The sequence below is a fragment of the Curtobacterium sp. APC 4022 genome, assembly GCF_030407555.1.
GTDB lineage: Bacteria > Actinomycetota > Actinomycetes > Actinomycetales > Microbacteriaceae > Curtobacterium.
Genome location: NZ_JASDDD010000055.1, coordinates 1 through 21278, shown reverse-complemented (window position 1 = coordinate 21278; position 21278 = coordinate 1). Strand labels below are relative to the sequence as shown.

Sequence of the window (21278 nt, the reverse complement as noted above, 5' to 3'; positions counted from 1 at the left end):
GCCCCCGCCCCGCGCGCGTCCGCGACGCCCTTCGGGGTCGGCCGCTTCGCGGCCCCGTCCGTCGGTCTCGACGTCCCCCTCGGGGCCCTGAGCGTCGTCGACGACGTGGTCGAGCCTCCCGGCTTCACCTCGGCGTACTGGGTGCGGAACCTCGGCGTCGCCCCGGCGGACGCGGCCCACGGCACCGTGTTCGTCGCGATGCACTCCCTGCGCGGCGGCGGTGTCGGGCCCGGGAACGCGCTGACCGACGTCGCGGCGGGGCGCCCGCGCATCGCGACGGGGGCGGCGATCACGGTCGACGACGTCCGCTACCGCGTCACCCGCACCGAGACGGTCGGCAAGGGCGACATCCACGCCGACGCCGAGGTGTGGGCGAACACGCCGGGGCGGCTCGTCGTGATCACGTGCCTGCAGCGTGCGGACGGTGAGCGGTCGGTGAGCAACGTGGTGGTCGAGGCCGTGCGAGCCTGAGGCCCGTCGCCAGGGGTACGACTCTGTGGGTGGCAGAGCCAGTTCGACCGACGACGAAGGGGTACATTCCGGTCCTCAAATTCGACGACTGACACCCGAACGGGGGTCATGGAATTCTGATCGAGCGGCGCTGCACGATGCGCCGCTGATCGATTCGAAGGGGGAATCAATGAACATCGGACGTATGCGGAAGACGATGGCTTCGGCCGTCGTCGTGACAGCCACGGCGATGATCGCGACGGCGCTGGGGGCAGCGCCCGCGAATGCAGCCACCACGTTCGACCCGCTGGCCATCGTCCAGCAGCGGGGACTCCTCGGCGGTGACTCTGCCGTTGCGCAGGAGAAGACGCTCGCTGCGCAAGCGCAGGCCGAGGATGCGACGGTCGGGTCAGCCAAGCCGTTGACACTGACCGCGACGAATGACGGTCTCAGCGCGGCGAAGCCATCATCGACGAATGCAAGTGTCCAGACGGCGAGCAACTTCGGTGTGGTCGCCGGTCTCAACGACCAGGGCAACAACTCATCGTTCATCGCGATGAAGGACGCCTCTGCGCCGAAGGACTATGGCTTCACGGTCGACGAGCCCGGTGCGCAGCTGAAACTGGAGAGCAACGGCGCTGTCACCGTCACCGACGGCAGCGGCAACTTGATCAACTACATCGACACACCCTGGGCCACTGACGCAGCGGGCAACGACCTCTCAACCACGTTCACGGTCGACGGCAACACGATCACCCAACACGTCGACACGACGGGAGCGACCTTCCCGGTCGTCGCTGATCCGCAACAGGGCTGCGGGATCGGGCACTGCTCGATCTACTTCAACAAGTCGGAGACGAAGGACATCGGTAGTGCGGGGCTCACGGCTCTCGGCGGCGCAACCGCAGCGTGCGCTTTCGGCGGTGCAGTTGCGGTGTTCGCCTGTGCTGCAGCCACGGCATCCATCGGCGCAACCGCTCAGTACGCTGAGAACCACAAGCAGTGCGTGGGCATCTTTTACACGACGACGCCCCCGCCGCTGACGGAGTGGAATCCCTTCGCGTACAGCGGCAAGCAGTGCAAGTAGCACCGTGAAGAAGTCCGACCATCAGGAGGCATCATGAGTAGCTCGAGTTCGAAGGGCGATCGACAGAAGTTCCGGTGGGGCGTCGTCCTGTTGGTCGTACTCGGTCTCGCCGTGTTCACGCCGCTCGCAGCGGCTTTCGGGAACGCGCCGACGTACTTCTTCATCGAGGTCGTCCTCATCGCGGCTCTTGTTGCTTGGTACGAGAAGAAGAAGCGTCAACACCGCTGATCGAATCACGTCAGCGCGGTGGGCCTGCATCCCCGGATGGAGGCCCACCGCACGTCTCGGTCGGTGTCGGGAATCAGGACCCGTCGCCTTCGTGCACCTGATCACTAAAGAGAGGTCGTTGGGCCGCCGACACCAAGAGACGGTCAGCTGCGCAGGGGGTCCGGACGTCGGCGGAGGTCCCGCCGTCCGACGAGGAACCACACGAGCGACCCCAGCACCGGCAGCACGACCACCCCGACGATCCACACGACGGTCGCCGGCAGGGACATGCGCTCGGTGTTCCGCACGACGGACACGACGGCCGCGACCATCAGCGCCAGGACGGCGACGAGCGCGATCGTCCACGAGATGTCGTACTGCTGGGGGATGACGGGGTTGTGCACGGCAGGACCTCCGGTTCAGGTCCGACCCTGGCGCAGCAACCGGGGCGGGTCAAGCGCCGGGAGGCCCGTGGCACCGCCCGCCCCGCCGGTCACGCCGTCGGGAGCTCACCGTCCAGGTCAGCGCAGCGCCGCGAACAGCACGTCGGCCACCTGCGGCAGCTCGGTGCGGAACGACCACTGCACGGTGTTCCAGTCGTGCCCGCTCCCCGGTGCGAGCGCCACGGTGGCGTGGGATCCCGCGGCCCGCGCTGCCCGTGCGAGCACCCGGGCGTTGTCGCTGAACTCGCGGTCAGAGGACCCCGCCGTCAGCCAGAGCGCGTGCCCGTGCAGCCCGTTCGCCCGCATCTGCGCGATCGGACCGGCGGCCTTCCACGCTGCGACGGAACCGCCGAAGGCCCGGTCGGCACTGTGCTGCGGGTTCTGGTCGATCGGGTGCAGTTCACTCGAGACCGCGAGCACGGGCCCGAACCGGTCGGGCTGCGCGGTGACGAACTGCATCGCGCAGGTCGCCCCCTGTGAGAACCCGGCCAGGCCCCAGGCGTGCCGGTCGGTGGTGACCGGCAGGTGTGCGGTGAGCCAGCGTGGGACGTCCTCGGTGACGTAGGTCCGGGCCTTCCCGAGCTCGGAGTCGACGCACATCGTGTTGAGCCCGGGCGCGGACAGCTGGTCGACGGAGACGACGATCGGGGCGCGGCCCTGGTGTGCTGCGGCGTAGGCGTCGAGTGCCTTGTCCAGCTGTCCGGCGGTGAACAGGTCGCTCGGGGCGCCGGGCTGCCCGGAGAACGCGAGCACGACGGGCAGCTTCCGGGGGTTCCGGACCAGGGCGGCCGGCGGCAGGTACACGACGGCCGGTCGGGCGTCGAAGCCGGACCGCTGCCCCGGGATGTCGATCGTGCGGACCTCGCCGACGGCGGGCGGCGCGGCAGCGGGAGCGGCGGCGAGGTCGAGCTCCGGGTAGGGGTTCTTCTGCACCACGGTGCCGAGCGTCGGGTACATCGCGAACTCGACGTTCACCCCGAGGGCCGGCACCAGCAGCGCAGCCGGCACGAGCACCGCAGCCAGCACGCGACGCCAGCCACCGCCCTGCACCAGACCGACGACCGCGATGCCGAGCGCTGCGGCAGCCACGGCGACCCACATCCGCGTGATCGGACTGAGCGCGACGCCGAACACGTTCATCAGGTCGCTCAGCACCCAGCAGACGACGAGCACGACCACGGCTGCACCCGCGGCGACGGCGGCGCGGAGTCCGGCTCGACGCCAGGCGGCCCGTGAGCGCAGCGCGCCGACGGCCGGCAGGAAGACGGCGACCGTCAGCAGGGTGAACCCGACGTCCAGGGGGACGAGCTTCGACGGCGCCTGCAGCTGGGTGGCGAGCAGCCACTCGGTCGGACTCACCGGGCCGCCGCGCGGTGTGCCTGCCGCAGGGCCCAGAGGTGCTTCGGCCGCAGACCCGGCACGTACGCGCCGGCCAGGGCGCGGGCGACGCGCGGCACGTGCAGCGGAGTCGGGACCACGATCCAGAGTGTCTCGTGCCGCGCTCCGAACTTCTCCTTGAAGCGCTGCAGGGACCTGAAGCCGTACACGGGTTCCAGCAGCCGGGCGACGAGCAGCGATCCGCGGGTGACGAGCGACCCGGCGCCGGCGTGGGCGGCCAGCGGCGTGCCGGAGAGGCTGATCATGCGCAGTCCGGCGTCGCGGGCACGGAGGGCGGTGCGGGCGATGAGGAACTCCATCACGCCGGGCATCCCGTCCTCGCCGCGGCGCATCACGTCGAGCGTGTACCCGGCGAGCGCTCCGCGTTCGTACACCGGCAGCCAGCTGGTGACCGCGGTGACGTGTCCGTCGGCGGCCACGGCCAGCATGAGCCGCACGTCCGGGTCGTCGAGCTCGTGGAAGCCACCGAGGGTGAACCCCATCTCGGGCAGTCGCCGGTCGGTCGCCCAGCGGGTGCAGATCGTCTCGACCTGGGCACGCTGCTCGTCGTCGAGGGCGTCGAAGGTCGTCCACTCGTCACGCACGCCCTCGCGGTCGGCGCGGTTCGAGGCCGTCCGGAGGTCCTGCCGCTTCTTGCCGCGCAGGTCGAACGACGTCACGTCGAGCACCGACTCCACGCCGACGGGCAGGGACGTCCAGCCCTCGGCGGCGAGGATCTGCCGCACCGGTTCGTGCACGCTCGTGAACGCCGGCACCCAGCCGTTCCGCTCGCAGAAGGCCGCGAACGCGGACACCACCTCGGCACGGTCGTCGACGCAGCACGCCGGGTCGGAGACCGTCAGCGCCACGTCGCCGCAGACCCGGTAGGCCACGGCACCGCGTCCGCCCGGGTGCGTCCAGGTCGCGTTGCCGCGCCAGGTGCCCATGTGGCCGAGGGTGCCGGCGTCGCCGTCGCGGAGCATCCCGACGAAGGCGTCACGTCCGTCCGCAGCGGCGCGGAACCGTCCACGGACCAGGGTGCCGCGGAGGGCGAGCACCGCCAGCAGCACGATCGCGGGCACGAGCCAGGCGCCGAGCAGGGTGACCTGCCACTCGATCGCGTCGAGTCCGATCCCCCGCCACTGCACGGCGTCGTCGGTCATCGGTTCGATGAGGAACACGTCGGCCAGCACGGCGGTCAGCGTGATGAGCACGCCGACGGCCAGGTACACGCCGACGCGGCGGCCGCGCTGCACGAGCCACGCCGAGGCGAGCAGCAGGAGCCCGACCACGACGACCGCGTGGTCGCTCATGGCGTCGGCGAAGACGGACAGCACGCCGTCCGGGTCCGGCACGACGGGCGTGACCAGCGTGCCGGCGCCGAGCGCGATGAGGGTCGCGACCACCCACGTGCGTGCGCTGACGGTGTCATGGGTGGACGGGCCTCCAGGACGGGAGGCGCGGCGCACCACGAACGCGCCCGCTGCGGTCCCGAGCAGGGTCGCCAGGGCACGGGCCAGGTCCGAGCCGTGGCCGGCGAAGAGCACCAGCGTCAGGACGACGGTCCAGAGCGCGGCGCGGGTGCGCCACCGGCGCTGGGCCGGCATCGCCGCCGAGGCGGCGCCGAGCAGCGCGGTCGCGACGGTCGACGGGGCGAAGAGCGGCTGGCCGACCGCCAGTTCGGCGTGTGCCTCGCCGAACGCGGACCCGATGGTGACGGTGAGCAGGGTCCCGAGCACACCCAGCGTCGGCGCCAGCACGCCGATCACGAGGGTCCGGACCGATCCGAGAGACCGTTCGGCGAGCACCACCGTGAGCACCACGCCGAGGAGTGCCAGGCAGGCGACGGGCGGGTGGTGCGGGAAGTCCGGTTCGGCGTGCGCGATGCGCGCGGTGACGACGAGGACGGCCGCGGTCACCGCCACGGCGACGGAGACCGGGAGGTGTCGGAGCCGTCCGACGAGCGCTGAGGGTGCCACGTTCTGATTGCAGCGGAACGAGCGCTCCGCGTCATCGACCCGCAGCGTGAACTCCGATGGCCGATCGGCCATCCGGGTCCGTCGACCGGAGGACCCGGGTCGGGCCGTTCCCGGGGGGTCTCCGTCAGGGCTTCCGGGCCGCCGAGACGTGCGCGACCGGCAGGCGCAGGTGCAGCGCGAACCCGTCGTCGGGCTGCGGTCCGGACTGCATGCTGCCGCCGAGCAGGGACGCCCGCTCCCCCAGCCCGATCAGCCCGAGGCCGGATCCGGGCAGCTCCAGGCGGTCCGAACGTGCCGGGCCGTTGACGACGTCGACCAGGACCTCGTCGCCGTGCAGCCGGCCGCTCACCCGGACCAGGGCGCCGGGGGCGTGCTTGCGGGCGTTGGTCAGGCCCTCCTGCACGAACCGGTACACGGCACGCTGCAGCGGCTGCTCGAGGGTGTCGGGCAGGTCCACGTCGCAGCGGGTGTCGAGGCCGCTCTCGGCGACCAGTCGGGGCAGGTCGGCGAGCACCGGCTGCGGGGCGATCTGCCGGTCGGTCCCGCCGGAGGCGCGCAGCACCTGGACCATGCCGCGCAGCTCCTGCAGGGTCACGACGCACAGCTGCCGGATCGTCCGGGCGAACCCGCGCTCGGCCTCGTCGCGTCCGGCCATCTGCATCGCCCCGGCCTGCACGGCGATCAGGGTGACCTGGTGGGCGACGACGTCGTGCATCTCCCGCGCCAGCAGTGCCCGCTCCCGCGAGAGTGCGACGGCTGCGGCCTGGCGGCGTTCGTCCTCCCGGGCCAGACGCGCCGCCGTCAGTTGCTCGGTCAACAGCAGGCGGGTCCGGACGAGCAGCCCCACCGCGAGCGGCCCGAGGGCGAACAGCAGCGCGTAGACGACCGAGACGACGATCTCCGCCGGGGCCTGCGCCGGCCCGACGAACCCGCTGAAGCCCACGAACTGCACCAGCGCCGCCAGGAGCATGAGCCAGCGGCGGTCCGTGCGCTCCCCCAGTGTGAACAGCGCGATGCTGCCCGCGACCACGGCGGAACCGACGAACAGCGCGGGCACCGTCAGGGCGAACGCCAGCACCGGGAAGCGCCGGCGGATGAGCAGTCCGGCCGCGGCGAGCAGCGAGAGCACCGTGTCGACGGTCGTCGCTCCCGAGATGTCGAGGACCGCGTCGGCGACCGCAGCCGCGACGAAGAGCAGGTCGACCAGCCACCAGGGTGCCCGGTGGGTGCGCACCCAGCGCAGGGCGACCTCGACGAGGTGGTCGAGCCTCCCGTCCGTCGCCGCGAGCACCCGACGGACGCGGGCCAGACGCGGACGCTCAGCCATCCAGCAGTCCCGCCTCGGCCGCACGCAGTGCGAGCTGGACCCGTGTCGGGACGGCGAACGCGGCCAGGAGGGCGCGGACGTCCTCCTTGACGGTGCCCGTGCTGACGCCGAGGCGCTGGCCGATGTCCGGGTTGCTCGCGCCGTCGGCGATCAGCCGGAGGACCGCGCGCTCGCGGTCCGACAGCGACGGCGGCGGGGTCGCGGCCGAGGACCGGGCCGCGAACAGCGACCGGCGGTCCACCCCGGGAGCCAGGACGACTCCCCCGCGGGCCAGCACGCGGATGTACTCGGCGAGCCCCTCGGGGTCGGTGTCCTTGAGCAGGAACCCGGCGGCGCCTAGGTCCATCGCGCGGCCGACGTACTCGTCCGTGTCGAACGTCGTCAGCATGGCGACCGCGGGCGGCTCCGGGAGGGTCTGCAGCTGGCGGAGGACCTCGAGCCCGTCGATCCGCGGCATCCGCACGTCGAGCAGCACCACGTCGGGGGCGTGCTCACGGACCACCTGCACGGCGTCGACGTCACCCGTGGTGGCGACCACGTCGATGTCCGGCGCGGCACCCAGGATGAGTTCGAAGCCGTACCGGACGAGCGTCTCGTCATCGACGATCACGACGGTGGTCACGGCGGTCATCTTGGCATGCGGAGGCGGCGATGAGGGGTGCGGACGACGGACCGCACTGGTTGGCTTGGCCGGAGGACGGCGATCACTGTGGGACGTCGACGACGCGACCACAGGGCAGGGGGACACGATGACCGGCGACGAACCGACGGGGCAGACCGCTTCCGACGTCGATCTCGGGACGGGTTGCTGACCGTGCGTCCACGGGGGGAACGAACCGGTCCGGTGTTCGTCGTCGGTGTGATGACCGCGGTCCTCGCCCTGACGGGGTGCAGCGGCGGCGGTCCGACGGGGTCGGGAGTCGCCAGGAGCGTCAGTACGGACGAGGCTCGGATGTCGGTCGAGGACATCGTCGACCGGTCGGCGGAGGCGGTCGACGGCGACTGGCAGGTGTACAGCGGACCGGCGGTGGAGCAGTGCACCAAGGGGACCGGCGGAGACGGTGCGGCGTACACCTACATCAAGAATGTGGAAGGGGCGAGCGGTGATCCGGTCCAGGCCATCGCTGTTCTGAGGAAGCTGTGGGAAGCCGAGGGCATCACGACCGAGCCGTACAAGAGCCGGGGCTCGGACCCGCTCCTCGGTTTGCGAGGTGTCGGGGGGCCGACGACCTCCATCAGCTTCCTCGCGGCCGGCCAGCGCTACACGATCACCGCGGTGTCCGAGTGCGCCGACGGGGACGCCTTGGAGATGCGGGGCAACGGGGAGTGACGGCGGCCCGCCGACTCAGTCGAGCCAGCGGACCACACCAGGGTCGTCGACCAGGCCGACGGCCCAGTCGACGTCCTTCGGCTCACCGGCGCCCGACGGATCGGTGATGTCGCTCAACCACGCTTCATTTGCGAGCCACTGCGCGGTCTCGCCGCCGAAGAGCGCCGCGTACGAGCGGAGTTCGTACCGGCGGCCGAGGACAGGGCCGCCCGGGCGGTCCCGGTAGAGGATCACCGCATCGTGCGGATCACGAACCCGACCGCCGACCCAGCTCATGTCCTCGTTCAGGATCGCGCTGTTGAGGAAACAGTCGTGGACAGCGTCGACGAACCGCGCTGCGAATCGGTCGTCGATCACTTCCGGACCGGTCGCTCTGCGCCTCACCCGGAGGCCCTCGTCAGGACGTGACGGGGGTCATCGGCGCGTAGAAGTCCTTCGCCGTGATCTGCGTGCCGTCGTTCGACGCGGCCGCGTTGCGCTGGTACTCCAGGTCGAGGACGTCGGACGGGTCGGTGACCGAGTAGGCGCACCAGCCCTCGCCGGACTGCCCCTGCTCGACCTTCGTCAGCGCCGGGTAGCCCGCGGCCTTCATCGCGTCCTCGACGACCGAGGTCGTGCCCTGTGACGTGTACGACTCCGTGGTGCCGTGGGCCTGCACACGGATCGCCAGGCAGTCCATCGTCGAGTAGTACTTGTCCCCCGCGGTCACGGCGACGTGGACCAGGACCTGCTCGTTGTCGTCCCGGTCCGCGAGCCCCGACTGCGCCGAGGTCCACGGGAAGTTCCGGACGACCTTGTCGGCCTGCACGGTGTGGCCCATCTGGTCGTCGGTGATCTTGTCCGACGTGACGTCGACCACACCGGACGCTACGGCCTCGCTGGTCGGCGTCGGGGTCGGCGTCGGCTGTTCCGCGGCCTGGCTCTGCGACGGCTTCGCCGCGGCCTTGCTCGGCGGTGAGTCCCCCGACTGCGATGAGCAGCCGGCGAGCGCGACGGTCACGACCGTGATCCCGACGACGGTGGTGAAGACGTGCTTGATCGACATGGTGTCCCCTCAGGTACTGCGCCGAGGGAACAGCTCCGCTCCCCCAGCGGTCGCCCCGGCTTCTGGTGAAGGCAGCCGAGACCACTCTTGACCGCACGCCCCACCGTGCACCCCGGTCGCCTTCGCAGGTCGGTCATGGAACCGGGGTGGTTCCACGCTACCGCCCAGCGCGGGGCGAGGAGTACAGCCTCGTCCTCGCGCGCAGGGATCGGTCTTCCTGCGGTCACGACTGGCTGCTGACGGTCCGTGACCAGCAGCGCCTCCGGCCGGTGGGCACCGGTCAGGTGCCCACCGACCGTCCGCGTCAGGTGCCCACCGGCCGTCCGCGTCAGTCGCCGTACTCGCGGATGACGATGTCGGAGAAGGTGGCCGCGCCGCCGACGGAGTACAGCGAGATGCCGGTGTCCCCGGAGTCGAAGTCCACCTGGTTCGACAACACGACGGAGCCGGCATCGACGAACACTTCGACGCTCTGCGTGTCGACGAGGATGCGGAGGTGGACCGCCTGGGTCGCAGGAGGCACGGGAGCGACTGCGCGGGTGTACGGGGCGAGTGCGAAACCGGCGCGATCGGAGGCCGCCCGGTCGACGTAGAGATCGCTGCCCGTCTTGCCGATGTCCGTGTGTCGGGTCCCGTCGGCCGAACGGCCGACGGAGACGCCGACGTCGGTGGCGTCGGTCCATGCGACGTCGAGCTCGATCTCGTAGGCCCGTCCGTTGTACGGCAGGACAGCGGAACCGTCGACGGACCGGCTCCCGATCGGGACGGTGCCGGTCGCTGCGTTCCGGAGTGCGGCGATGGGCGCGCTGAGGAGGCTGTACCGACCGTCCGACTGCTTCTGCAGCGTGATCTCGCGGACGATCGAGTTCTGACCGTTGTAGCCGTCGGAAGTGTCGGTCGGGACCTGTCGGTTGGCGTACTTCCAGTTGTTCATCCAACCGATGCCGTACCGCTTCGTGGTCGGTGCCTCGTTCGCCGGCCACGTGACCGCGGCGTACCAGTCCCAGCCCCAGTCGAGCCACTGCGGCGTGAGGTCGTCAGCGGTGAAGAACGTCCCGTCCCAGGAGCCGGTCCAGTATGCGTAGGTGCACGGCAGTCCCTCGTTGTACGCGTCCATGCTGCCGCTGAAGACCCAGTGGGTGGTGCCGTCGTCAGCAGCGATCTGGAACAGGTCGGGGCACTCGATGCCGCCGAGGTCGTGGTCGGGGTAGTCGAAGTTGCGCTGCAGGGTCCAGTCGATGAGGTTCTCCGACGTGTAGAACGCCGCGTACCGCTGCCTGCCGATCACGCAGACCCACTCGTTGCGGGCGTCGTCCCAGGCGACCTTGGGGTCGCGGAACCACTCGGCGTTCGAGATCTCCGCATCGGTGGTCGCTGCGCGTCCGTCGTTGTTGACGATGACCGGCTCCGGTCGGGCAGTGAAGGTGAAGCCGCCGTCGGTGGACCAGAAGAGGTACTGCTCCTGGTACTTGCGGACGCCTCCTGTCGGTCGGGTGGCGAGGGCGATGACCGCGCCGGCGCCGTACCCGGCGGTGTCGTCGGTGTCGATCAGGGTGCAACCGGTCCAGGTGGGGAGGTCGGTCTCGAGCGGGATGACGGTGCCTTCGAAGGTGAAGTCGACGCCGTCGGTCGTGGAGACGTGGTCCCAGCCGCCGTCACCGTTGTCGACGTCGGAGTGCAGGTAGTACAGCTGGTACGCACCGCGGGTGAACACGGGGCGCTGCGGATCGGACAACCATCCCGCCGGTGGGGTCATGTGGTACTTCGCCCGGAACGAGACGGCAGCCGCCGATGCTGCCGCCGTCGACGCGGGAAGGGCCGCGGCGGATGCTCGCGCTGCCCCCGCTGGGCCGGCTGTTGCGAACAGTGCCAACGCACCGATGCCCGCCCCCTGGAAGAGCGCGCGTCGTTGGAATTCAGATGTCATGGTCAACTCCGGTTCGAGGTCGGACTTGCATCGGTCGGGCTTGCATCGGACGGTCTGGGGCGGTCGGCGGCTCGGGGCGGTCGGCCGGAGGAGGTACAGGGGACTGCGTGAGTGCGTCGCGGATGATCCGGCGCGGGTCGAAGCGACGGGGATCGAGCTCGGACCAGTCGATGTCGACGCCGGTCTCTTCTTCGATCTGCGCCTTCGTGGTGTCTGCCCAGGCGCGCAGCTGACGGAGGAAGCCCGTCAGCCGCCGGGTGTGGGAGGCGAGACGGTGCGGTCCGAGGCAGAACGCCGCGATGACGGCGATGACGAGCAACTTGTCGACGTCCACGATCAGGTCCCGTCACGCACGGTGGGAGGAGGTCATTCGGTCGGGTGCGTCGACGTCGGGGCAGCGGGGGCGGTGCCGTCGACCACGGGCTTCCCGCTGCCGTCAGCGTGGATCTCGTTGCGGAAGATGTTCAGCGACTGGCCGATCCCCTTGGCGAGCGCGGGCAGCTTCGTCGCGCCGAAGAGGAGGACGACGATGCCGAGGATGACGAGCAGGTGGATTCCGGTGAGGTTGCCGAGCATGGGGTTGTCCTTTGCGAGATGGGAGCGGTGCAGTCGAGGCCGGGTCACGAGGCCGTCGGTGCGGCCGCCGCGAGACGGCGATCGACACGACGGTCGTGCAACCAGGCGACGGCGCAGGCCAGGAGGTAGAGAACGGCCATCGGGATGGCGAGGAGGAACATCGAGGCGATGTCCGCTGACGGGGTGACGAAGGCGGTGAAGACGAGGATGCAGAGCACGGCGACGCGCCAGGCGCCGAGGATCGAGCTCGCGGTGAGCACGCCGACGAAGTCCAGGAGCACGAGGAACACCGGCAGGACGAAGGCGACACCGACGGCGAGGACGAGCTTCACGGCGAAGTCGTAGTACGCCTTCGCGTCGACGATGGACGTGTCCTGGTGGGCGACGAAACTGCCGAGGACCTGCACGATGTGCGGCAAGACGTACCAGCCGAACCAGCAGCCGCCGAGGAAGAGCGGGATCGCGGAGCCGAGGAACCCGATGACGTAGAGCTTCTCGCGGCGGACCAGGGCAGGGACGACGAACGCCCACGTTTGGTGGAGCCAGACGGGACTGGCGATGACGATCGCGATCGTGAGCGTGATCTGGAGTCGGAGGTCGAAGGCGCCGCTGATGACCGGGAAGTTCAGTTCGGCGGTGTGGCCGCCGCCAGCAGCAGCGAGCTCGGCGACCGGGGAGCGGAGCCGGTCGAGGACGACCGGCGTGAGGAACCAGCCGGCCACGGCGCAGGCCGCGACGGCGAGCACCGCGCGGAACAGCCGCTTCCGGAGCTCGTCGAGGTGTTGTCCGAGCGACATGGCGCCGGACGTCCCTCGCACCTCCTCCCGGTCTGTCAGCGACGGAGCGGTCATCAGCGGATCTCGAGGGCAGCGGAGAACAGGTCGTCCCTGGTCGGCAGGTCGGCGCCACGCCGGGCGACGGTGATCGCCGCGGCACGCGTACTGAGGCGGCCGAGCTCGCGGAGGCTGTCTCGGCTGATCGGGCCGACAGCGGCGCCGCGCGTCCGGAGCTGCCAGATGAGCGTCGCCATGTAGCTGTCCCCGGCCCCGACGGTGTCGACGACGTCGACGCGTTCGCCGGGGACGGTCACCCGCTCGGTCGCGGTCGTCACGATCGACCCCGCGGCACCCGTGGTGAGGGCGGCGAGCTCGACGCCGATCTCGAGGAGACGATCGAGCACGGCGTCCGCACCCAACCCCGGGTAGAGCCAGCCGGCGTCTTCATCGGAGAGCTTCACGACGTCGGCGACCGCTGCGAGTCGTTCGAACGTGCGACGTCCGTCGGCCGGTCTGCCGAGGAGCGCAGGACGGATGTTCGGGTCGAAGGAGACGGTTCCGCCGTCGGCCGCCGTGCGCCGGGCGAGTTCGGACACCTTGCCGGCCCCCGGCTCGAGGAAGGCGCCGATCGATCCGACGTGCAACCACCGCGGGGTCCGCGGCAGGTCCGGCAGGTCCCACTCGATGTCGAACTCGTAGGTCGGTTGGCCGTCCGGAGCCAGCCGGACGACCGCGGACGACGTCCGCGTCGCACCGAACGCGTCGTCGACGACCTGGACGCCGGACGCTCGGAGGTGATCGGCGATGCGGTGTCCGCGCGCGTCGTCCCCGAGCCACGTCGCGAACTCGACCGGCGTGCCGAGCCGCGCCAGTCCGAGTGCGACGTTCGCGGGGCTCCCGCCAGGCACTTCCCGGGTCCGCTCGTCGTGCACGACGTCGACCAGCGACTCGCCCGCGACGGTGATCGGGTACCCGGTCATCTCGTACCGACCACGGTGACGGCGGCGCTCGCCAGCTCCCAGACGAGTGCCCCGGCCGGTGCTTCCACCGTCCATGGCGGTGCTTGCTCGGGGTAGACGCGCGTGGTGACGGCGTGGCCGGCGCTGGTGAACACCTCGACGACGGATCCGTCCAAGAGCACCCGGACCGCGGGCCGCTCCGCCGAGCGATCGAACGGTGCTCGGACCACCGCCGGAGTCGGATCGGCACGGTCGTCACGGCTGGCCTGCGCGCGATCGACGGTGAGGGTGTCGGTGTCCAGGTCGACGCGGATGGCCAGGTACTCGGTCTCCGAGAACCGCACCAGGACGCTCCCGGTGACCGGTACCGAGAGCACGATCTCCACCTGTGCCCCGATCGTCGCTCCGTTCCCCGGCTGTGGTCCGCCGGCTCGGAGGGACTCGAGCGCGGGATGGGGCTCGCTGCGGAGCCGGCCGTCCTCGAGCCATGTCCTCCTGGGCACGGAGATGGCGCCGGACCAGCCGACCTGCTCGGTCCACTCGTCGGTCCGCCCCTCGGTGATCCACCCGAAGAGCACGGCCCCCCAGGATCCGGTCCGCATCACCGATGCTGCGTAGAAGTGCTGCCCCTCGTCGACCCGGTCGAGGTGCCGCGGACCTGCCAGCGGGATCGCGATGACGTCGCCCGGTCCCGCCGCGTGTGACCAGGACGCCACGATGGCGACCTCGGTGCCGTCGACCGGGAGGATCTGCGGACACTCCCACCCTTCGCCGGTGTCGATGCCGTCGACGGTGGTGCGGGGCATCGCCAGCAGATCGCCGACGGACGTCCAGGTGATGCCGTCGGCAGACCGGTACTGACGAACGGAAGCGGTCTGGTCCGCCGATGCCGCTCCGACCGCCATCGACCAGCCGTTCTCGTCCTGCCAGACGAACGGATCGCGGAACATCGTGATCCCCTCGTCGGACGACGGATCGGCGACGACCTGGACCGGCGGGCCGAAGGTGTTGCCGCCATCGGTGGATTCGGCGAGGAGCACCGACTGGAACGGACTGTCGTCGACCTTGCCCGAGTAGTAGGCGCGCACGGTGCCCTCGTGGAGCACGGTGTTGCCGGACCACGCGCCTCCCGAGTCGCTCCCGCCCGGGACGGGGACGATGGCGGGTCGGTGCAGCGTCCAGTGCACGAGGTCGTCGCTGGTGGCGTGTCCCCACTCCACCGGGACGTCGAGGTCGACGCGGGGTCGGGACTGGAAGTACAGGTGTGCCTGGCCGTCGATGTCGATGGGCCCGTTGGGGTCGTTGACGTACCCGCGGGGAAGCCTGACGTGGAACTGCGGGAGGTGGTGATCGGCAGCGGTGGTGTCGGCATCGCGGAGTTCCGGGTGGCCGGTGACGGTGTCGGTCATCGGGAGGATCCAGCCGTGACGCCCTCGATGAAGTAGCGCTGTGCGAAGACGAAGAGCAGGACACTCGGGATCATCGTCAGCACGACGCCGGCCAGGACGACGGAGATCGACCCGGTCCCGAGGTTGCCCTGCAGACCGACCAACCCGAGCGGCAGGGTGAAGGAGTCCTGCTGGTTGAGGAAGATCAACGGCCGGTAGTACTCGGCCCAGAAACCGGAGAAGTTCAGGATCGCGAGCGTCGCGATCGCCGGACTCGCCATCCGCGAGTAGACGTGCCAGAACACGCCGAACTGGCTCGCCCCGTCGATCCGTGCCGCTTCGCCGAGCTCCTTCGGCATCTGCATGAAGTACTGCCGCATCAGGAAGGTGCCGAACGCGCTGCCGAGGGCGGGAACGATCAGGGACGCGATCGACCCGGTCAGGCCGACGTCCTTGAGGATGACGAAGACGGGGATGATGATCGTCTGGATCGGCACCATCATCGTGGCGAGGAAGATCCCGAAGATGGTGTTCTTGCCGGGGAAGCTGATCATCGCGAACGCGTAGCCCGACAGGGTGCAGGTGATGGTCTGGCCGACGACGATGAGCAGTGTGACGACGACGCTGTTGACGAAGAACTGTCCGATCGGGATCTGGTTGAACACCGCGGCGTAGTTGCTGAAGTCCCAGGACAGCGGGAGCCACTGCGGCGGGTTGTTGAACGACTCCGCTGGCGTCCGGAGGGACGTGGTCAGGGTCCAGAGCAGCGGCCCGAGGGCGAACACCGCGGCGACGATCAGGATGACCATCCCGATGACGCTCCCGACGGTGGCGGCAGGACGCCGGCGCCGGACGATGTGGTCGATGCTCGGCTGTGCCACCGTCTCCGGGCTGTGCAGCGGGTTGAGGGTGTCGGTGGTCGTCATTGGTAGAACACCAGCTTTCGTGCGGCGATGAACTGGACGGCGGTGATGATGCCGATGATGACCAGCAGGAGGATCGCGATGGCCGAGGCGAACCCGAACTGCAGGTTCTGGAACCCGGCCTGGTACATCGAGATCGTGGCCGTCGTCGTCGCGGTACCGGGCCCGCCCTTGGTCATGATGAACGGCTGATCGAACAGCTGCATCGCGTTGATCATCGCGATGACGGTCGCGAACAGGATCGTGGGGCTGATCAACGGGACCTTGATCTGGAACAGCGATCGCCAGGGGCCGGCGCCGTCGATGGAGGCCGCTTCCTGGACGTCCACCGGCACCGCCAGCAGTGCGGCGACGAAGAGCACGAAGGTGAACCCGACCTGTTGCCAGACCACGACCATCACGATCGTGACCTTCGCCCAGAAGGGGTCGTTCAACCAGTGCGCCCCCGGCAGGCCGATCTCGTTGAGGTAGTAGTTGATGAGGCCGAACTTCGTGTCGAAGATGTAGCCCATGAAGATCGACACGGCGGCGGTCGATGCCAGGAGTGGCAGGTAGAACGACGTGCGGAAGAACACGCGGGTGGCGTTGCGCTTCCGGTTGTTCGCCAGCACGGCCAGCAGGAGTCCGAGCGAGATCTGCAGGACGACGATGGCGAGGGCGAGTCCGATGGTGACACCGAAGGACGCCAGGACCGGCCCGTCCGTGAAGAGTCGGACGTAGTTGTCGAGCCCGACCCACTTGGGGCTGCTGATGACGTCCCAGGAGGTGAAGGACAGTCCGAGCGAGGCCAGGATCGGGATGAGGGTGAACACGGCGACGAAGACCACCGCCAGCCCGATCATGAGGAACCCGAAGGTGGATTCCCGCCGACGGGCACGTCTGGCCGCTGGCCGACGGGCGGCCGTCGCGGCGGCCCGCCCGGTGCGTGTTCCGGTCGCTGCGGTCACGACGACGCCTGCGCAGCAGCCTTCTCGATGTCAGCCTGCAGGCCGTCGAGAGCCTTCTTCGCGTTGCCGGAGGAGATCGCCTGCGTGGTGCGCTGGTTGAGCGCCGTCGCGAGGGCGTTGTAGTACGGCGGTGCCGAGATGGGTGCCGAGTTGTCGAGCTGGTCGTAGAACACCGACCAGTGCTCCGGCCCCGTCGTGGAGTAGCGTTCCGCGGTCATCAGCGACTTCTGCGCCGGGGTGGTCACGTTGCCCGGCCAGAGCGAATCGAAGCTCTCCGGCTGCACCATCAGCTTGATGACCTCGAAGGCCAGGTCCTTCTGCTTCGACGAGTTGAAGATGCCGTACCCACCGGCGCCGAAGAGGGACTTGTTGCTCTTCCACGTGGGGAACTGCACGACGTCGAAGCTGCCGTCCTTCATGCCCGCGTTGTGGAGCCCACCGGCCCAGAAGCCGCCGCCGATGGTCATGCCGATCCGACCGGAGGCCATCAGCCCCTGCAGGGTGGCACCACCGCCGACATCGGGCGAGGGCGATGCGCCGGACTTCTGCAGGTCGATGACGTACTGCAGCGCCTCGATGGCTGCGTCCGAGTTGGCGGTGGGGTCGCCCCACTTCCATCCGCCCTTGCGGCCGGCGACACCGATCGGGTTGTCGGAGAACGCCTTGCTCTTCCAGAGCCAGTCGCCGCCGGAGTACTTGCCCTCCTCGAGCAGGTTCCCGTCGTTGGCGTAGAGGAAGGAGGTCCAACTCCCCCAGAGCCGCACCACCCAGTCGAAGGCGTAGGTACCGCCACCGACCTTCGCGAGGCGATCGGCCGAGGAGTGGAAGTCGTCCATGGTCCAGTCGGCCGCAGGGCGCGCGAGACCGGCCTTGTCGAACAGGTCGGTCGAGTAGAACATGCTGCCGGCGTTGAAGCTGTCCGGCAGCGTGTAGAGGTGTCCCTGGTACATCGTCGACTCGAGCAGCACCGGGTGCGCGCCGGTGAAGTACTCGTGCAGGTCCGACAGGTTCTTCGTGACGTACTCGTCGAGCGGCGTGAGCAGGTTCTTCGACGCCAGGAGCTGTTGCCCCTCGGTGGCGACACTGACGATGTCCGGGACGTCGCCCGAGGCGATCTGGGTGAGCACCTTGGCGAGGAAGTCGTTCCAGTCGGTGCCGTTGATCGCGGTCACCTCGAGGCTGGCCTTCTTGTCCAGCCGCTTGATCTTCGGCTCGATCGCCTTCTGCAGTGCACTGGCAGCGCTCTGCTCCCCGAAGTAGAGCATCTTCACGGTCCCCGATCCGCCGCCCCCTCCGCCGCTGGTCGAGCAGGCAGCCAGCGAGCCGATGCCGGCCAGCGCGAGCCCGGCTCCGCCGAACTTGAACAGCGTGCGCCGGTCGATCGGTGTACTGAATCCGTTCGTCACGGTCGCTCCTCTCTGAGCGATGATGGCCCCGATGACCGGGTGCCAATACGTATTTGTGGCGAGCGTACACACCGGCGACGGTCGACGCAATACGTATTTGCTCTGGCATGATGAGGGTGATGAAGGAGGGTCGATGGCGAGCCGCCAACGCACGACACAGCCGCACCGCGTCACGATGAAGGACGTCGCACGTCACGCAGGCGTGTCACAACCGACCGTGTCGTTCGTGCTGAACGACCGCAGGGACGTGTCCATCGCTGCGGACACCCGAGCCCGGGTGCTCGAGGCGGCGAAGGAGCTGAACTTCCAGCCGAACCGCGCGGCGCAGTCGCTGCGTTCGAACAGGTCGTACACGGTCGGGGTCATCGCCGACCGACTCGTCGCCCAGCCGTACGCCGGCCACATCGTGCTCGGTGTGCAGCAGGCGGTCCAGGAGGCCGGCTACGTCTGCTTCGTGGTCGAGACCGCGCAGACCACGGACGGCGGCAAGGCAGCGGTCGAGAACCTCGTCCAGCAGGGCGTCGCCGGGCTCATCTACGCGGCACCCGGTCCGGAGTACGTCACACCGGTGGACGGCCTCGAGCGCGTCCGGACCGTCTACGTCAACTGCTTCCCGTCCGGCGACGCACCCGCCGTCACCGTGCTGGCCGACGAGTTCCAGGGCGGGTACGACGTGGCCGCCGCCGTCTTCGCGGCAGGACACACCGACATCGCCTTCCTCGGGGGCCCCGAGGACGACTACGCCTGCCGGGAGCGCAAGCGCGGACTCGAGCGTGCCGCGGCCGACGCGGGCGTCTCGGCCGACAGCATCCGCGTCGCGTTCGGCACGTTCCAGGTGGGCTCCGGCTACGACCTGGCGATGGAGGTCCTGACGACCATCCGTCCGACGGCGATCATCTGTGGCAACGACCGCATGGCCGTCGGTGCCCTGATGGCCGCGCAGTCACTCGGCATGCGGTGCCCCGAGGACATCAGCATCGTCGGCTTCGACGACCAGCCGGACCTCGCCGACCAGATGCACCCGCCGTTGACCACCGTCGCACTCCCGCACCAGCAGATGGGCTACGACGCCGGAACGCTGCTCCTCGCAGCGACGGAGCAGCCCGGCCGACACCTCGTCCCCTGCGACTACGTGCCCCGCAGCTCGCTCGCATCCCCACGACCCGAAGGAACCTAGGTGACCGTCCACCCCAGCACCCACTTCCAGCCGCCGAACGGCTTCGTCGGGGACGTGATCCCCTTCGAGCACGAGGGCACGGCATGGCTGTTCTACCTGCTCGACGAGCGACCTGACGCTCCCCCGCTCGAGCGGAGCACGGGGATGCCGTGGGGCGCCGTGACCACGACCGACTTCGTCGACTTCGAGGACCGCGGCGTGGTGCTCCCGTCCGGCGGACCGGAGGCCAGCGACTTCGACTGCTACACGGGGAGCGTCGTCCAGGACGAGACCGGAGCGCTGCACCTCTTCTACACGGGCCACAACCCGCGCATCACGATCGAGGCGGACGGCGGACCGAAGGACGCGCAGGTGGTGTGTCACGCGACCTCCGACGGTGACCTCACCGACTGGACGAAGCACCCCGACTGGGACTTCCCCGCACTCGCCGGCTACTCCCCCGAAGACTGGCGAGACCCCTTCGTGTTCCGGCCGGCCGCCGACCGGCCCTGGCAGATGCTGCTCGCGACACGGCGGCGGGATGACCCCTACCGACGGTCCGGGCTCGTCGCTCGACTCGAGTCGGACGACCTGGTCAGGTGGCGCGACGCCGAGCCGCTCTGGGAACCACACCGCTTCATCACCCAGGAGTGCCCCGACGTGTTCCAGTGGGGCGAGTGGTGGTACCTCGTGTACTCGGAGTTCTCCGATGCGTTCTGCACCCGGTACCGCATCGCGACGTCCCCGGACGGGCCGTGGCTCGCCCCGACGGACGACACCGTCGACGGACGCGCCTTCTACGCAGCGAAGACGGTCGCGCTCGGCGACGACCGGTACTTCGTCGGCTGGATCGCGACGAAGGACGGCCACCGCGACGAGGGAGCCTGGCAGTGGGCCGGCACCATGGCGACACTGCAGGCACACCAGCGCCCGGACGGTTCACTCCGGTTCGACCTGCCGGACGCGGTGCAGGCCGCGTACCGGCACGAGTCGGACGTCACGGCGCAGCTCGAACCGGTGAACGGCGCCGACGGGACGGTCGGGAACGGTGCGACCACCCGGTACGCGTCGTGGGTCGGACCGGAACTCCCCGACGAAGCACTGGTCGTCGCCGACGTCGTCATCGAGCCCGGCACCGCCTCGCTCGGGCTGCTCCTGCGCACGAGCGACGACGGCGAGGAGGGGTACGCGCTCCGCCTCGAACCCGATCGGAACCGGGTCGTGTTCGACCGGTGGCCGCGCGGCAGCACCGGGACCGAGCAGTGGCAGATCCTCGGTGACGTGCCGCACGCCGTGGAACTGGAACGCCCTGTGGAGCTCGCTCCTGGAGCGCACCGGATCCAAGTGCACCTCGACGGCGACATCTGTGTCGCGGTCATCGACGGCTCCGTGGCGTTGAGCACGCGGCTCTACGACCGCAGGGCCGGCCGGCTGGGACTCTTCACCCAAGACGGCGCGATGACGCTCCAGCGCCTGGCGATCCGCACCCGCTGACCCCCGATCGCGGGCAGGACCGCGAGCCGGGAGGGCAGACGCCCTTCAGCCGCGTCCGTCCCCGAGTACCCGGACGCCAGCAGCGCGGAACGGCCCCGTGTCCCGCTCGAACCGGATCCCGGGAGGCACGCCCACGGGGAGCAGGGCGACGTCCGGCACGCGGGCGGTGACGTCGAGCAGCACCGCCCGGAGTTCGCCGACCGCCGAGGCCTCGCCGAGCACCGTTCCGTCGAGTCCGACCGTCGGCCTGCCGTCGGAGACGACCACCAGCCGGCGGCGACCGGGCTCGTCGGCGTCGAGCAGCTCCGCGGCGACCAGGAGCCCGTGCGCGAGCGGCGTCCCGCCACCCGTCCGTGCCCGGCCGATCCCCCACCGGGTGCGGTGCAGACTCGTCGCGCGGGTGACGACGATCTCCGCACGGTCACCGGCCGCCACGACGACACTCACGGTGCCGCGTCGCGCGCAGACCTCGGCGGCCAGG

Annotated in this window: 22 protein-coding genes and 1 pseudogene; 6 read left to right on the top strand and 17 right to left on the bottom strand. The window is 69.9% G+C overall.

The features are described 5' to 3' along the window. The 3 genes from QL987_RS14425 to QL987_RS14415 all read left to right on the top strand — a co-directional run. Nucleotides 1-471: class F sortase (locus tag QL987_RS14425; RefSeq protein ID WP_290158292.1), on the top strand; the 471-nt coding region annotated here is incomplete at its 5' end. 169 nt (nucleotides 472-640) lie between these two features. Beyond that, nucleotides 641-1537, top strand: a complete 897-nt coding sequence (locus QL987_RS14420; RefSeq protein WP_290158290.1) for a hypothetical protein — start codon at nucleotides 641-643, stop codon at nucleotides 1535-1537. Nucleotides 1538-1570: 33 nt separating this feature from the next. After that, complete coding sequence (locus tag QL987_RS14415) at nucleotides 1571-1765, top strand: hypothetical protein (RefSeq protein ID WP_290158288.1); 195 nt, start codon at nucleotides 1571-1573, stop codon at nucleotides 1763-1765. Nucleotides 1766-1908: 143 nt separating this feature from the next. On the opposite strand, the gene QL987_RS14410 is transcribed toward QL987_RS14415, so the two are convergent. The 5 genes from QL987_RS14410 to QL987_RS14390 form a co-directional block, all read right to left on the bottom strand. Continuing rightward, nucleotides 1909-2148, bottom strand: a complete 240-nt coding sequence (locus QL987_RS14410) for a PLDc N-terminal domain-containing protein (protein WP_290158287.1) — start codon at nucleotides 2146-2148, stop codon at nucleotides 1909-1911. A gap of 117 nt (nucleotides 2149-2265) precedes the next feature. After that, entirely contained in the window at nucleotides 2266-3546 is a 1281-nt protein-coding gene (locus tag QL987_RS14405) for an alpha/beta hydrolase-fold protein (protein WP_290158286.1), read from the bottom strand. Beyond that, complete coding sequence (locus QL987_RS14400) at nucleotides 3543-5543, bottom strand: DUF2156 domain-containing protein (RefSeq protein ID WP_290158285.1); 2001 nt, start codon at nucleotides 5541-5543, stop codon at nucleotides 3543-3545. Before QL987_RS14400 ends, QL987_RS14405 begins: the two co-directional genes overlap by 4 nt. Nucleotides 5544-5667: 124 nt before the next feature. Further along, complete coding sequence (locus tag QL987_RS14395; protein ID WP_290158284.1) at nucleotides 5668-6870, bottom strand: histidine kinase; 1203 nt, start codon at nucleotides 6868-6870, stop codon at nucleotides 5668-5670. Continuing rightward, nucleotides 6863-7501, bottom strand: a complete 639-nt coding sequence (locus tag QL987_RS14390) for a response regulator transcription factor (RefSeq protein WP_239539739.1) — start codon at nucleotides 7499-7501, stop codon at nucleotides 6863-6865. The genes QL987_RS14395 and QL987_RS14390 overlap by 8 nt, the downstream gene beginning before the upstream one ends. A gap of 213 nt (nucleotides 7502-7714) precedes the next feature. Here QL987_RS14390 and QL987_RS14385 point away from each other — a divergent pair, with 213 nt between their 5' ends. Then, nucleotides 7715-8200: a hypothetical protein gene (locus tag QL987_RS14385; RefSeq protein WP_290158282.1), complete on the top strand. Its 486-nt coding sequence runs from the start codon at nucleotides 7715-7717 to the stop codon at nucleotides 8198-8200. Between the two features lie 15 nt (nucleotides 8201-8215). On the opposite strand, the gene QL987_RS14380 is transcribed toward QL987_RS14385, so the two are convergent. From QL987_RS14380 to QL987_RS14330, 11 genes are all read right to left on the bottom strand, one after another. Beyond that, complete coding sequence (locus QL987_RS14380) at nucleotides 8216-8557, bottom strand: hypothetical protein (protein WP_290158281.1); 342 nt, start codon at nucleotides 8555-8557, stop codon at nucleotides 8216-8218. Nucleotides 8558-8597: 40 nt separating this feature from the next. Next, nucleotides 8598-9245 carry a hypothetical protein gene (locus QL987_RS14375; protein ID WP_290158280.1) on the bottom strand — a complete coding sequence of 216 codons (648 nt, stop codon included), beginning with the start codon at nucleotides 9243-9245 and terminating at the stop codon, nucleotides 8598-8600. A gap of 328 nt (nucleotides 9246-9573) precedes the next feature. Continuing rightward, the gene (locus QL987_RS14370) at nucleotides 9574-11172 is read right to left on the bottom strand and encodes a glycoside hydrolase family 32 protein (protein ID WP_290158279.1); all 1599 of its coding nucleotides are present in this window, start codon (nucleotides 11170-11172) and stop codon (nucleotides 9574-9576) included. Next, nucleotides 11162-11506: a hypothetical protein gene (locus QL987_RS14365; RefSeq protein ID WP_290158278.1), complete on the bottom strand. Its 345-nt coding sequence runs from the start codon at nucleotides 11504-11506 to the stop codon at nucleotides 11162-11164. The genes QL987_RS14370 and QL987_RS14365 overlap by 11 nt, the downstream gene beginning before the upstream one ends. Nucleotides 11507-11538: 32 nt before the next feature. Then, nucleotides 11539-11748 carry a twin-arginine translocase TatA/TatE family subunit gene (locus QL987_RS14360; protein ID WP_290158277.1) on the bottom strand — a complete coding sequence of 70 codons (210 nt, stop codon included), beginning with the start codon at nucleotides 11746-11748 and terminating at the stop codon, nucleotides 11539-11541. Between the two features lie 44 nt (nucleotides 11749-11792). Beyond that, nucleotides 11793-12545, bottom strand: coding sequence for a twin-arginine translocase subunit TatC (gene tatC / locus QL987_RS14355; protein WP_253465772.1), 753 nt, complete (start codon nucleotides 12543-12545; stop codon nucleotides 11793-11795). 53 nt (nucleotides 12546-12598) lie between these two features. After that, nucleotides 12599-13504, bottom strand: a complete 906-nt coding sequence (locus QL987_RS14350; RefSeq protein WP_290158276.1) for a carbohydrate kinase — start codon at nucleotides 13502-13504, stop codon at nucleotides 12599-12601. Next, the gene (locus QL987_RS14345) at nucleotides 13501-14892 is read right to left on the bottom strand and encodes a glycoside hydrolase family 32 protein (RefSeq protein ID WP_290158275.1); all 1392 of its coding nucleotides are present in this window, start codon (nucleotides 14890-14892) and stop codon (nucleotides 13501-13503) included. Before QL987_RS14345 ends, QL987_RS14350 begins: the two co-directional genes overlap by 4 nt. Beyond that, nucleotides 14889-15797 (bottom strand): carbohydrate ABC transporter permease, encoded by a 909-nt coding sequence (locus QL987_RS14340; RefSeq protein ID WP_111076285.1) that lies wholly within the window; start codon nucleotides 15795-15797, stop codon nucleotides 14889-14891. Before QL987_RS14340 ends, QL987_RS14345 begins: the two co-directional genes overlap by 4 nt. Then, nucleotides 15794-16741, bottom strand: a complete 948-nt coding sequence (locus QL987_RS14335) for a sugar ABC transporter permease (RefSeq protein ID WP_290158272.1) — start codon at nucleotides 16739-16741, stop codon at nucleotides 15794-15796. The genes QL987_RS14340 and QL987_RS14335 overlap by 4 nt, the downstream gene beginning before the upstream one ends. After that, on the bottom strand, nucleotides 16738-18147 hold the full coding sequence (locus tag QL987_RS14330) for a sugar ABC transporter substrate-binding protein (RefSeq protein WP_290158270.1): 1410 nt from the start codon (nucleotides 18145-18147) through the stop codon (nucleotides 16738-16740). Before QL987_RS14330 ends, QL987_RS14335 begins: the two co-directional genes overlap by 4 nt. Before the next feature lie 133 nt (nucleotides 18148-18280). Between QL987_RS14330 and QL987_RS14325 the strand changes: the two genes are divergently transcribed. Together QL987_RS14325 and QL987_RS14320 are read left to right on the top strand one after the other, a co-directional pair. Then, nucleotides 18281-19324, top strand: a complete 1044-nt coding sequence (locus tag QL987_RS14325; RefSeq protein ID WP_290158269.1) for a LacI family DNA-binding transcriptional regulator — start codon at nucleotides 18281-18283, stop codon at nucleotides 19322-19324. Further along, nucleotides 19325-20797 (top strand): glycoside hydrolase family 32 protein, encoded by a 1473-nt coding sequence (locus QL987_RS14320; protein WP_290158267.1) that lies wholly within the window; start codon nucleotides 19325-19327, stop codon nucleotides 20795-20797. Nucleotides 20798-20842: 45 nt separating this feature from the next. Here QL987_RS14320 and QL987_RS14315 read toward each other — a convergent pair. After that, a pseudogene (locus QL987_RS14315) lies at nucleotides 20843-21278 on the bottom strand (hypothetical protein); the annotation flags it as partial.